Source organism: Curtobacterium sp. TXMA1 (assembly GCF_020162095.1).
In the GTDB taxonomy this organism is placed as follows: domain Bacteria; phylum Actinomycetota; class Actinomycetes; order Actinomycetales; family Microbacteriaceae; genus Curtobacterium.
In genome coordinates, this window is record NZ_CP083910.1 from 1,504,842 (window position 1) to 1,516,788 (window position 11,947).

The 11,947-nt window shown below is 71.6% G+C and carries 9 protein-coding genes; 4 read left to right on the forward strand and 5 right to left on the reverse strand.

All coding sequences use genetic code 11. The annotated features are described in order from the left end of the window. Positions 1–306 precede the first annotated feature (306 nt). Positions 307–1,731, reverse strand: a complete 1,425-nt coding sequence (gene glnA / locus LCG91_RS07150) for a type I glutamate--ammonia ligase (RefSeq protein ID WP_058728604.1) — start codon at positions 1,729–1,731, stop codon at positions 307–309. A gap of 143 nt (positions 1,732–1,874) precedes the next feature. Here glnA and LCG91_RS07155 point away from each other — a divergent pair, with 143 nt between their 5' ends. Next, complete coding sequence (locus LCG91_RS07155; RefSeq protein WP_058728605.1) at positions 1,875–2,345, forward strand: RDD family protein; 471 nt, start codon at positions 1,875–1,877, stop codon at positions 2,343–2,345. 405 nt (positions 2,346–2,750) lie between these two features. Here the strand turns inward: LCG91_RS07155 and LCG91_RS07160 are convergent, their stop codons facing one another. Beyond that, positions 2,751–3,464, reverse strand: a complete 714-nt coding sequence (locus tag LCG91_RS07160) for a DUF4191 family protein (protein WP_058728606.1) — start codon at positions 3,462–3,464, stop codon at positions 2,751–2,753. A gap of 126 nt (positions 3,465–3,590) precedes the next feature. On the opposite strand from LCG91_RS07160, the gene LCG91_RS07165 reads away from it, so the two are divergent. Beyond that, positions 3,591–4,565, forward strand: a complete 975-nt coding sequence (locus LCG91_RS07165) for a hypothetical protein (protein WP_224442950.1) — start codon at positions 3,591–3,593, stop codon at positions 4,563–4,565. Positions 4,566–4,639: 74 nt separating this feature from the next. Here LCG91_RS07165 and sucB read toward each other — a convergent pair whose 3' ends face one another. From sucB to LCG91_RS07180, 3 genes are all read right to left on the reverse strand, one after another. Beyond that, entirely contained in the window at positions 4,640–6,154 is a 1,515-nt protein-coding gene (sucB, locus tag LCG91_RS07170; protein WP_058728608.1) for a 2-oxoglutarate dehydrogenase, E2 component, dihydrolipoamide succinyltransferase, read from the reverse strand. 73 nt (positions 6,155–6,227) lie between these two features. Further along, a complete protein-coding gene (lpdA, locus tag LCG91_RS07175; RefSeq protein ID WP_224442951.1) occupies positions 6,228–7,601 on the reverse strand; it encodes a dihydrolipoyl dehydrogenase in 1,374 nt (457 codons plus the stop codon). 153 nt (positions 7,602–7,754) lie between these two features. Continuing rightward, a complete protein-coding gene (locus LCG91_RS07180) occupies positions 7,755–9,236 on the reverse strand; it encodes a leucyl aminopeptidase (protein ID WP_224442952.1) in 1,482 nt (493 codons plus the stop codon). Positions 9,237–9,312: 76 nt separating this feature from the next. On the opposite strand from LCG91_RS07180, the gene LCG91_RS07185 reads away from it, so the two are divergent. Beyond that, a complete protein-coding gene (locus tag LCG91_RS07185) occupies positions 9,313–10,245 on the forward strand; it encodes a proteasome assembly chaperone family protein (RefSeq protein ID WP_224442953.1) in 933 nt (310 codons plus the stop codon). 185 nt (positions 10,246–10,430) lie between these two features. Then, complete coding sequence (locus LCG91_RS07190) at positions 10,431–11,756, forward strand: MFS transporter (RefSeq protein ID WP_224442954.1); 1,326 nt, start codon at positions 10,431–10,433, stop codon at positions 11,754–11,756. Positions 11,757–11,947 lie beyond the last annotated feature (191 nt).

Here is an 11,947-nt window from a genome sequence, read left to right on the forward strand (position 1 = left end):
AGGGCGACGGTCTGGAGGCGCGGCGCCCGCCCGCCGGGCCGGCACCGGGCCTCCAGGCCGTCGCTTCCAGTGCCCCGCCCGCCTCCCGCATGCGTGCCGCGTGCCCAGCGCGCCGCGTGCCGCGTGCCCAGCGCGCCGCCGGATCCTGGCGCGGAAGCGACAGCGCACCGCGAACGGTTCGCCGAACACTGTCGCTCCCGCGGTCGACTCACACGCCCAGCGCGCCGTGCACGCGGAAGGGCCCCGCACCTGACGGTGCGGGGCCCTTCGTGGTGTCCCGAGGGGATCAGCCGTTCGTGCGGAGGATCAGACGCCGAAGTACAGCTCGTACTCGAACGGGTGCGGACGCTGCGCGAGCGGGAGGATCTCGTTCTCACGCTTGTAGTCGATCCACGTCTGGATGAGGTCCTCGGTGAAGACGTTGCCCTTCGTGAGGAACTCGTGGTCCGCCTCGAGCGCCTCGAGCGCCTCGTCGAGCGAGCCCGGCACCTGCGGGATGCCCTTGGCCTCCTCCGGGGGGAGCTCGTAGAGGTCCTTGTCGACCGGCTCGTGCGGCTCGATGCGGTTCTGGATGCCGTCGAGGCCCGCCATCAGCTGCGCGGCGAACGCGAGGTACGGGTTGCCCGAGGCGTCCGGCGCGCGGAACTCGATGCGCTTCGCCTTCGGGTTCGTGCCCGTGATCGGGATGCGGATCGCAGCGGAGCGGTTGCCGGCCGAGTAGACCAGGTTGACCGGCGCCTCGAAGCCCTTGACCAGGCGGTGGTACGAGTTGATCGACGGGTTCGTGAAGGCGAGCAGCGCCGGGGCGTGCTTCAGGATGCCGCCGATGTACCAGCGCGCGGTGTCGGAGAGACCGCCGTAGCCGTTCTCGTCGTAGAAGAGCGGCTTGCCGTCGTTCCAGAGCGACTGGTGGGTGTGCATGCCCGAGCCGTTGTCGCCGAAGAGCGGCTTCGGCATGAACGTGGCGACCTTGCCCCACTGGTCGGCCGTGTTCTTGACGATGTACTTGAACTTCAGGATGTCGTCCGCGGCGTGGACCATCGTGTCGAACTTGTAGTTGATCTCCTGCTGGCCGCCGGTGCCCACCTCGTGGTGCGAGCGCTCGAGGACGAAGCCCGCCTCGATCAGCTTGAGGGTGATGTCGTCGCGCAGGTCCGCCGTCTTGTCGACGGGGGAGACCGGGAAGTAGCCGCCCTTGTACGGGGTCTTGTTGGCGAGGTTGCCGCCCTCTTCCTCGCGGCCGGTGTTCCAGGCGCCCTCTTCGGAGTCGACCGAGTAGAACGACTTGTTCTGGGTGACCGAGTAGCGGACGTCGTCGAAGATGTAGAACTCGGCCTCGGGAGCGAAGAACGCGGTGTCCGCGATGCCCGTCGACGCGAGGTACTTCTCCGCCTTCTTCGCCACCTGACGCGGGTCGCGGCCGTAGATCTCGCCGTTCCGCGGGTTGTAGATGTCGAAGATCATGATCAGCGTGCGCTCGGCACGGAACTGGTCGATGTACGCCGTCGTCACGTCCGGGATGAGCTGCATGTCCGACTCGTGGATCGACGCGAAACCGCGGATCGACGAACCGTCGAAGAGCTGACCGACCGAGAAGAAGTCCTCGTCGACCGTCGACGCCGGGATGTTGAAGTGCTGCTGGACACCGGGCAGGTCCGTGAAGCGGATGTCGAGGAACTTGACGTCCGTGTCCTTGATGAAGGCGAGCACCTCGGAGGAATCGCTGAACATGTGTGTCGATCTCCTGGGGGGTAGGTGATGGCGGGAGGTGCCGCGGGTGCACCCTCCGACGAGGCTATTGACACCGGGTTTCCCGGACATGACTGCATTGTTTCGTGCGTGTTACGGGGTCGCCGGTCGCCTACCCTTGGAGCATGGCCCGCAGCACCACCCCGCCCTCGGCGTCCTCCGCACACCCCGGTGGGGAGCACCCGGACGGCTGGCCCGGCAAGGACCTCGGCCTCCCCGAGGACGGTCCGCGCAGCGTCGGGCGCATCGGCCGCCGCGTCGTCGGACTGCTCATCGACGGGATCCTGGCCGACCTCGTCGCCTACGTCACGGGGGTGTGGTCGCCGCTCGAGGGCTCTGGCGACATCGCGCACACGTGGATCCAGCTCGCGATCTTCGCGGCGCTGCAGGTCCTGTTCATCTGCACGCTGTCGGGTTCCTTCGGGCACGTCTGCGTCGGGCTCCGGGTCGTCCCGATCCGCGGCGGCTACGTCGGGGTCTGGCGTCCGATCGTCCGCACGGTGCTGCTCTGCCTGGTCGTCCCGGCGCTCATCATCGACCGCGACAGCCGTGGCGCGCACGACCGCATCGCCGGGACGGTGCTCGTCCGGCGCTGACCGGCGGCGAGTGCAGCGCCGGGCGCGGCGGCGCTGGGAGCGGCGGCGGTCACGGCGGCCCCGTGAACACGCTGCGCCGAGCTCGGCGCTGCGCCGAGGCCGACGGCGCGCCGAGTTCGACATCGTGCTGGTCGATCGACGCGTGCGAAGTCGAACGATGCGCGGACATCCTGTGCGCGCGCATGGTCCGACATTGCACGCGTCGATCGACGCGTGCAACGTCGGCCAGGCGGGCGGGCGGTCACGCGCGAGACGCCGGTGCCCGGGACGCCGGGCTCCCCGGACGCCGCCCTCCCCGGACGTCGGGCTTCCCGGCCGCCGACGCCCCGGCCGCCGGGCTCCCCGGAACGGGCGACGCCCCCGACCTGGCACGGTCGGGGGCGTCGGCGATCAGGGGGCGGTCGATCACCGCGGTCGGCCGGCACGCGCCCGCATCGGGTCCATGCCCTTCGGGATCGCCGCGGCCGGGCTGTGCGTCAGGGAGTCGAGACGGTTCGCGACCGCCAGGACCTCGTTCCGGTTGAGCGCCTTCTTGTACTTGTTCATCGCCCGCGGCAGCTTGTGCAGCGTCACACCGTCCTCGTCGTCGTCGACGTGGACCACGTGCACCGGGACGTTCGGGACGATGCGCTGGACCTTGCGGCGCTCCTCGTCCACCTGGCGCTTCAGGTTGCCACGCTGCCCTTCGGTGATCAGGACGACGCCCGGGGTGCCCACCGCACGGTAGACCGCGGCCTGCGACCGACCGTGCACGGCGACGGGCATCTCGCTCGAGCGCCACTGACGACGCAGGGAGTTCGAGAGGACCGCCCCCACGGCACCGGGCTGCCCCGCGATCTGCGAGTACGCGGCACGCTCGGCGAGGCGGCCGAGGACGATGAGGAAGAGCAGCACACCGAGGAGCACACCGGCGACGATCCACAGCGTGATCGCCAGCCAGTTCTGCCCCGGCAGGAGCAGTGCGAGCAGCACGCCGGCCACGACGGGGCCGACGAACGCCAGCAGGAACCACCAGACGGACTTCGGGTCGGCCCGACGGGTCATCGTGAAGACCTGGTACATCTGCTTGAGACGACCCGGCTCCTTCGCCGTCGTTGCTTGGGGAGTGCTGCGTGCCATGCGACCAGGATACGGCCTCGACCATCGCTCGCAGACCGCCGATCACCAGGCTGTGGGCGAACGCTGTCCTCCACAGATACCGCCCCCGGTCTGGAGGCGCGCCCCACCTCGGCGAGGCTCGTCACCATGGAGACGACAGCAGCCAGCAGACGGTGGTGCGGCGCACGGGATCCGGTCGCGTTCTCGAGGTGGGTCGCGGACCGCGCGGCGGGCGTCGGCCCGCACCTCGCGCCCGTGATCCGCGTCGGCAGGTGTCCGCAGGGGCACCTCGCGGCCGAGGTGCTGCACCCGGCGACCCGTTCGCTCGAGGACACCCTGGACGTGCTCGGCGTCCCGACCGAGGGCGTCGCCGTGACCCTCACGGTGCCCCTGCTCGAGCTCGCCGCGCGGGCACGGTCGGGTGCCGTCGAACTCGGGGTCGTGGCCCTGGGCGCCGTCGGGGTCGACGAGACCGGAGCGATCCTCGTGGCCGATCGCCCTCCCGGGGCGGTCGATGTCTGCGCCGACGGGCCGCCCGCGGCTCCCGGCGCCGAGAGCGCGGCTGAGCCAGGTCCGAGCGCCCGCGCGCAAGCCGGTCCGAGCGCCCGCGCGCAAGCCGGTCCGAGCGCCCGCGCGCAAGCTGGTTCGAGCACTCGCGAGCAGGCCGGTCCGAGCGCCCACGCGGGAGCCGGTCTGCCGCACCCTCGCGACCTCGACGGTGCCCGACAGCTGGTGACGGCCGCCCGGATGGTCTGGGACCGTGTCGACTCCCGGTCGGAGGCGCGGCGCACCCTCGACCCGGCCCTCGACGCTGCTCGCGACGGGGATGCCGACACGGTTGCCGGTGCGCTCGACCTCGTCGTCGGAGCCGCTCCACCCAGACCGGTGCGCTGGAGCACGCCGGGCCCGACGTTCCCGGACGAGGAACCCGCCGGAACAGGAGCTCCGGCGCACGACCAGATCGGGCCGGACGGCGTCGTCGGGATGCTGATCCGGGCGGTTCTGGACGTCCTCGAGCGTGGGGTCCCGGCGGGACACCGGCGCCGGGTGCCGGTGCGGCACGTCGTGGTCGGCGCCGTGGTCACCGGCGGCCTCGTCACCGCGGCGACACACCTCCGCTGACCGAGCCCGGAACGCCGGACGGCCCCGGTTCCACGAAGGGAACGGGGCCGTCCGGTGCGGATCGGACCGTCGGATCAGTACCCGAGGTTCGGGCCGAAGTTGCCCTCCTCGAGGCGGTTCTTCACCGCGACGAGGTACCGCGACGCATCCGCGCCGTCGATGATCCGGTGGTCGTACGACAGCGCCAGGTAGACGAACGAACGGACCGCGATCGCCTCCTGCCCGTCGACCTTGACGACCGCCGGGCGCTTCGTCACGATGCCCGTGCCGAGGATCGCCGACTGCGGCAGGAACACGACGGGGGTGTCGAAGAGCGCGCCGCGCGATCCGGTGTTGGTCAGCGTGAAGGTGCCGCCCGCGAGCTCGTCCGGCTTGAGCTGGTTGTTGCGGGTGCGCTCTGCGAGGTCCGCGATCGCCTTCGAGAAGTCGGCGAGCGACAGGCCCGAGGCGTCCTTGATCACCGGCGTCAGCAGACCGCGCTCGGTGTCGACCGCGATCGAGACGTTCTCGTGGTCCGGGTAGACGATCTCGTCGCCTTCGACCGTGGAGTTGATCTTCGGGTGCGCCTTGAGCGCCTCGGACGCCGCGAGGGCGAAGAACGGCATGAAGCTGAGCTTCGAACCGGTCTTCTCGAGGAACTCCGCCTTGTTCGCGTCACGGAACTGCGCGACCTTGGTCACGTCGACCTCGACGACGCTGGTGAGCTGCGCGGTCGAGGTCATCGACTGCACGGCACGCTCGGCGACGACCTTGCGGAGGCGCGACATCTTCTCGCGGGTGCCGCGGAGCGGCGAGGTCTCGGCCACGAACGGACCGGCTGCAGCGGCGGCCGGAGCCGACGAACCGGCGGACGACGCCTTCGCAGCGGCGGCGAGCACGTCCTCCTTGCGGATGCGGCCACCGACACCGGAGCCGGTGACGGTCGACAGGTCGACACCCTGCTCGTTGGCGAGCTTGCGGACGAGCGGCGTGACGTAGCCGGAGGCCGAGGCGTCCTGGTTCGGGTTGGGCACCGACGCCGAGGCGGTCGCACCCGAGGCGGCCGGAGCAGCGGCCGGGGCCGGTGCGGCAGCCGGAGCCGGCGCGGCAGCCGGAGCCGGAACCGCTGCCGGGACGGCGGCGGGCGGCGGGACCGGAGCAGCCTGCGGGACCGGGGGAGCCGACGGTGCCTGCGGTGCGGCCGGCTGGGTCTGACCGTCCGGGGTCGGGTCTGCGCGCTGCGGCTCGGGGGCCTTCTGCTCCTCGCCCTGCTCGGTGCTCGGAGCCGTCTCGGGCTCGCTCTGCTCGGCGGCAGCGGCGTCCTGGTCGGCGGCCTGCTCGTCGGAGGAACCGCCGTCGGAACCCGAGCCGGAGCCGTCGCCGATCTTCACCAGTGCGGTGCCGACCTCGACCGTCTCGTCCTCCTGGACGAGGATCTCCTCGACGACGCCGGCGATCGGCGACGGGATCTCGGTGTCGACCTTGTCGGTCGAGACCTCGAGCAGCGGCTCGTCGACCTCGACCCGGTCACCGACGTTCTTCAGCCATCGGGTGACCGTGCCCTCGGTGACGCTCTCGCCGAGCGCCGGGAGGTTGACGGATTCGCTCATCGGGTGGGCTCCTGTTCGCGGATTGCTGTGGTGGTGGATGTCATTGTCTCGGTGCGCACGGCGGACGTGGTCGTCACAGCGCGTGCAGCGGCTTGCCCGCGAGGTGGAGGAAAGCCTCACCCAGCGCCTCGTTCTGCGTCGGGTGGGCGTGGACGAGCGGGGCGACGTCCTCGGGGTGCGCCTCCCAGTTCACCGCGAGCTGTGCCTCGCCGATGAGCTCGCCGACGCGCGCGCCGATCATCGAGACACCGACGACCGGGCCGTCGACGACGCGGACGACCTTGACGGCACCCGAGGTCCCGATGATGTGGCTGCGGCCGTTGCCGGCGAGGTTGTACTCGTAGAAGTCGACCTTGTCCTTGCCGTACTGCTCCTCGGCCTTGGCCTGGGAGAGACCGACCGACGCGACCTCGGGGTCGGAGTAGGTGACCTTCGGGATGTTCGTGTCCGAGATGACGACCGGGTTCAGGCCCGCGATCTCCTCGGCGACGAAGATGCCCTGCTGGAACCCGCGGTGTGCGAGCTGCAGGCCGGGGACGATGTCGCCGACGGCGTAGACGTTCGGCAGGTTGGTGGCGAGGCGCTCGTTCGTGGTGACGAAGCCGCGGTCCATCGCGACGCCGACCTCGTCGAAGCCCATGTTCTGCGTCAGCGGGCCGCGGCCGACCGCGACGAGGAGCACGTCGCCCTCGTAGGTCTTGCCGTCCTCGAGCGTGACGACCACGCCGTTCTCGTGCTGGTCGACGTGGTCGAAGCGCACACCGAGCGAGAACTCGATGCCGCGCTTGCGGAACGCGCGCTCGAGCTGCTTCGACATCGACTCGTCCTCGGCGGGGATGAGGTGGGGCAGGCCCTCGACGATGGTGACCTCGGCGCCGAAGGACTTCCAGACGCTGGCGAACTCGACGCCGATGACGCCACCACCGAGGATGACGACCTTGTTCGGCACGTAGTCCATCTTCAGCGCGGTCTCGGACGTGATCACGCGGCCGCCGATCTCGAGGCCCGGCAGGGACTTCGAGTACGAACCGGTCGCGAGCACGACGTTCTTGCCGGTGACCGTCTGGTCGCCGACCTGCACGGTGTTCTGCGAGGTCAGGCGGCCCCAGCCCTCGACGACGGTGATGCCGCGGGCCTTCACGAGACCCTGCAGGCCCTTGTACTTCGAGTTGATGACGCCCTGCTGGTAGTCGATGACCTTCGGCACCTCGACGCCGGCGAACTCGGCGACGACGCCGTACTTCTCCGCGTCGCGGGTTGCGTCGGCGACCTCGGCGGCGTGGAGCAGCGCCTTGGTGGGGATGCAGCCGCGGTGCAGGCAGGTCCCTCCGAGCTTGTCTCCCTCGATGAGCGCGACGCTCATGCCGAGCTCAGCGGCTCGGAGCGCAGCGGCGTAGCCACCACTGCCGCCACCGAGGACCACGACGTCGTAAGTCTGTTCCGTCACCTGGTGCAACTCCCTCGTGCGTGTCGGGATCCCGGTCGGACCCCACTGGACACCGCGGCGGCGGCGTCCGACGGTCGGACCGCATGGTTCCGGTCCCGTCCCGCTGGTTCCGGCGGACGCGCGTCGGTGCGCAGCCCGCCGGACACCAACCTACTACCTGGACTGGAGCTCTTCTGCGAGCCCGATGAGCGTCCGGACCATGACACCGGTCGCGCCCTTGCCGAGCCAGCCGTACCCGCCGCCCTTGTGCTCGGAGGGCCCGGCGATGTCGAGGTGCGCCCACGGGATGCCCTCGCCGACGAAGCGCTCGAGGAACTTGCCGGCGAGGAGCATCCCGCCGGCCGGGTTGCCCACGGTCGCGTTCACCATGTCGGCCACGTCGCTGGCGAGTCGCGCGTCGAGCTCCTCGGGCAGCGGCATCGGCCAGATCGGCTCGGCCACGGCGTCGGCGACCGCGCGGACCCGGGCGACCAGGTCGTCGCTGCCCATCAGGCCGGTGGTGCGGTCGCCGAGTGCGACGACCTGCGCACCGGTGAGCGTCGCGACGTCGACGATCGCGTCGGGCTGTTCGAGCGAGGCGGCCGCCATGCCGTCACCGAGGACGAGTCGACCCTCGGCGTCGGTGTTGGTGACCTCGACGGTCTTGCCGTTCTTGAGCGTGAGCACGTCGCCGGGGCGCGTCGCGGAGCCGGACGGCATGTTCTCGGCGAGGCAGAGCCACGCGGTGACCCTGGTGTCGAGCCCGAGGCGCGCGGCGGCGATCGTCGCGGCGAGCACGGTCGCGGCGCCGGTCATGTCGGTCTTCATACCGAGCATCGACGCAGCGGGCTTCAGCGAGAGGCCGCCGGAGTCGAAGGTGATGCCCTTGCCGACGAGCGCGAGGTGCTTCGCGGCCGATGCCGGTTCGTAGCGGACGACGACCAGGCGCGGCGGACGCTCCGACCCGCGCCCGACGCCGACGATGCCGCCGAAGCCCTGCTCCTCGAGCTGCTGCTCGTCGAGGACCTCGACGGTGAGCGGCAGACCCTCCGCCTGCGCGACCGCGACGTCGGCGACGTCCGCCGGACCGAGGTCACCGGCGGCCGTGTTCACGAGGTCGCGGACGAGCGCTGCCGCGTCCGCGACGATCGCCGGGCGGACGGTGGTGTCGGCGGCGGTGTCGGCCGGTGCGACGACCTCGATGCGCTGGTCGCCCCGCGCCGGGGCGGTCGTGCCCGTACCCTTGTGGCGGGTGAAGGCGTAGGAACCGAGTGCCGCGCCCTCGAGGGCGGCGTCGACGAGCTCGGCGCTGTCGGTGGGGAGTGCGAGCGCGATCGACGACACCTGGGGCAGCTGTCGGACGGCGCTGCCGGCGGCGGCCCGGACGGACGCCGCGTCGACCGTCGAGCCGAGGCCGACGAGTGCGATGCCGGCGGCGGCGACGCCGGTGCCGGGCAGGCGGACGAGCTGGTCCTTCGCGCCGGTGACGCCGATGGACCCCAGGTCGAGGTCAGTGAGTGCGTCGAGCGTCCCGGCGGCCGAGGGGACGATCGCGGGGGCGCCGCCGTCGGTGCCCGCGCGGACACCGAGCACGAGGACGTCGGCGTCGACGTCGGAGGGGGTCGAGGGGGTGGTGGAGAGCGTCGGTCGGACCATGTGCCAAGCCTAGCCAGCACGTGTTCGCGGAGAGCGTCGGGTCGGTGCGCGGGCTCGGTCGGGGGTGCCGCCTAGCATGGGGACGGTGAACCACCCCGAGGACCTGTACTCCGCTCCCGACGGCGCGCCGACCGTCCCGGCCGGGCTGCACCTGGTCGCGGGCCTGACCGGCTTCGTGGACGCGGGCGGCGCCGTCGCGCAGGTCACGGCCTCGATCCTCGACGGCCTCGAGCACGAGCTCGTCGCGGAGTTCGACCCGGACGTCCTGCTCGACTGGCGTGCCCGCCGTCCGGTCATCACGTTCGAGCACGACCACATCGCCGCCGTCGAGCCGCCGCGTCTGGCCCTCCACCTGGTGCGCGACGAGCTCGGGCAGCCGTTCCTCTTCCTCACCGGGTACGAGCCGGACTTCCAGTGGAACCGGTTCGTCGACGCGGTCACGGGCCTCGCCGAGCGCCTGCAGGTCGCGGACACCACCTGGCTGCAGGCCATCCCGATGCCCGTGCCGCACACGCGTCCGATCAGCCTGACGGTGTCCGGGACCCGTGCCGACCTCGTCGAGCAGATGAGCGTCTGGAAGCCGGAGACCCAGGCGCCCGCGAACGTCCTGCACCTGGTCGAGCACCGGCTGACGCAGCTGGGCGAGCAGGTCACCGGACTCGTGCTGCTCGTCCCGCACTACCTCGGCGACACCGAGTTCCCCGACGCCGCGGTCACCGCGCTGTCCAGCATCTCGGCGGCGACCGGCCTGATCTTCCCGACGGACGCCCTGCGCGAGTCGGACCGCGAGTTCCGCGCCCGCGTCGACGAGCAGGTCGCGGGCAACCCCGAGCTGCAGCGCCTGGTGGGCGTGCTCGAGGAACGGCACGACACCTACATGGAGGGCAACCCGGTCGCGTCGCCCCTGACGAACGTCGACGGCGAGGTCCCGACCGCCGACGCCATCGCGGCCGAACTCGAGCGCTTCCTGGCCGACCGTCGGTCCGACGGCGACGCCCCGAGCGACTGATCCCGCCGCGCGGCCCGACCGACCGACGCAGGCGCGCGGACGGCCCGACCGAAACGGGCGCACGGAGCGTCGACGGGGCACGCCCGCACCGCGCCCGGCCTGGAGGCTCCTCCACAGCCCGCGCCGCGCCTCCCGTCCTCCACAGCGTGCGCCGGGCGCGGGGCGCGCGTCGGTAGCCTTGTCGGGTGAACTCCCGCCGTGCATTCCTCGTCTGGGGCGTCGCGGTGCTCGCCTACGTCCTCGCCGTCGTGCAGCGCTCGTCGCTCGGCGTCTCCGGGGTCGACGCGCAGGACCGCTTCGCGGTCTCGGCGGCCGTCCTCTCCACGCTCGCCGTGGTGCAGATCGCCGTCTACGCCGGCCTGCAGATCCCGGTCGGCATCGCGCTCGACCGGGTGGGTCCGCGGAAGCTCGTCCTGCTCGGCGCCGCGCTGCTCGTGGTCGGGCAGGCGGTCGTCGCGTTCTCGCCGACCATCGGCCCGGCCATCGCGGGCCGAGTGCTCGTCGGGGCGGGCGACGCGATGACGTTCATCTCGGTGATCCGTCTCGTCCCGATGTGGTTCACCGGGCGGATCCTGCCGCAGATCTCGCAGTGGACGGGCAACCTCGGTCAGGTCGGGCAGGTGCTGTCGGCCTTCCCGTTCGCCGTGCTGCTGCACACCGCCGGGTGGACCCCGGCGTTCGGGGTCGCCGCGGCCGCGAGCCTGGTCGGTCTCGTGCTGGCGGTCGTCTTCGTCCGCAACGGACCCGTCGCGGTGCGCACCGACACCATCCCGCTGCCCCTGCCGCACTCGTGGCGCGGGGCCTTCCGCACGTTCGGGCACGCGCTCCGTCGCCCCGGCACGCAGCTCGGGTTCTGGTCCCACTACGTCACACAGTCGTCCGGCACGGTGTTCTCGCTGCTCTGGGGCGTCCCGATGCTGCGCGGTCTCGGATACAGCCCGTCCGAGGCCGCGGGTTTCCTCACCGTCATCGTCGTCACGGGCTTCGTCGTCGGGCCGCTGCTCGGCGTGCTGTGCGCGCGGTTCCCGCTCCGTCGGTCGAACCTGGTGCTCGGCATCGTCCTGGCGCTCGGCGTGGTCTGGACGGCGGTGCTGCTCTGGCCGGGGCACCCGCCGACGTGGCTGCTCGTGCTGCTCGTGCTCGCGATGGGCGTCGGCGGCCCCGGGTCTCTGATCGGCTTCGACTTCGCCCGCAGCTTCAACCCGGTCGGGTCGCTCGGCTCCGCGAACGGTGTCGTGAACGTCGGCGGGTTCCTGGCCGCCTTCGTGATGATGTTCCTGATCGGGACGCTCCTCGACGTCGTGTCCGGGGCGACGGGACGCACGGTGTTCGCCTGGGAGAACTTCCGCGTCGCGCTCACCGTGCAGTACGTGGTGGTCGGGTTCGGCGTCGTGATGCTGCTGCTCGCACGCAGGCGGACCCGCCGGGAGATGCACGCGCAGGACGGAATACGGGTGGGGCCGCTCTGGGTTGCACTCGTTGCGCGCCTGCGGAAGAAGGCCGTGCAATAATGGAGGACGGACCCGTTCGGGCCCCCGTGTCCACGTCGCCTCATCGCGCCGCGGAAGCCGGGGGACTTGACATGGGTCCTCATGCTGCCCGGAACGGTAGGACCTGACGACGCGGGGGACCGCGGCCCAGGCCCTGGGCGGCGAGGGAGGCCACGACCCCACGAACGTGGCACGACGAGAGAGGTGATCGC